Source organism: Streptomyces sp. JW3 (assembly GCF_052216785.1).
Lineage (GTDB): Bacteria > Actinomycetota > Actinomycetes > Streptomycetales > Streptomycetaceae > Streptomyces.
The window spans coordinates 1-766 of sequence record NZ_JBQOUX010000254.1; the positions used below are offsets into that span (position 1 = coordinate 1).

At 58.2% G+C, this 766-nt stretch carries 1 protein-coding gene; it reads right to left on the reverse strand.

Going from position 1 to position 766, the window contains the following annotated elements:
- Window positions 1-154: 154 nt before the first annotated feature.
- Window positions 155-640 (reverse strand): DUF4265 domain-containing protein, encoded by a 486-nt coding sequence (locus ACTT8P_RS38370; protein WP_442836415.1) that lies wholly within the window; start codon window positions 638-640, stop codon window positions 155-157.
- Window positions 641-766: the final 126 nt, after the last annotated feature.

Here is a 766-nt window from a genome sequence, read left to right on the forward strand (position 1 = left end):
CATCCGCATACCTCATGACGAGGATGTAGCACCGCCAACGCCCGCTGTCACCCCAACCTTTCAACCTCAGCGGCAACTACTGCCGTCAGACACCACTACGGCCCCACCGGGCAGATCCGGTGGGGCCGAAATGATTTCGCGCACAAGTAGAAATCTACGCCTCGCCCGATGAGAACGAAACAGCGTCAGCCCATTCCCAAAAAGCCCGAGATTCAGCCTCTTCTCGTTCGAAAAGGCCGATTAGGCTTGCGACGTCGGCGCCAATCGGGACGTCGATTGCGGCGTGCCTGTCACCGCTCCATTCGCTCAATAGGCCGAGCCGCGAAATCTCGGCATCAAATTGCCTCGCCATGCTTGAAAAGTCCGGTGTTTCCAACAGGAAAACCCGCAATACTCTCCGCCCCGACTTCCGGACCAACCGGGCAACAGTGGTGCCATCCTCAGAAAGAGAGACGATATCGCCGAGAGAGATTCCATAAGCCCGGAAAGGGATGCAGCACAGCTCAAGCGAACCATCTTCAAGCCTCTTAAGCCAAAGCTGTTCCACCTCCCCCTCCAAACCGAACGGTGAGAGATCAGCTCGTGCAATGTAGTCGCTGTCGCCCCGACGAACCGGGCTCTCATGGACGATGAACTTCATGCGACGCTCCAGGTCAAAGCCGGATGGAAGGTGACTACCGTCCCATGCAGTCTAGGCGGTCGAGTGAGGCAACAACGACGTTCCCCACCAGCGAGGCGGCCCGCGACGGCTGATCTTCCTATCAGC

What these genes read in the sequence shown, in the direction of transcription:
- ACTT8P_RS38370 (WP_442836415.1), bottom strand. Translation starts at nt 640, where the DNA reads ATGAAGTTCATCGTCCATGAGAGCCCGGTTCGTCGGGGCGACAGCGAC.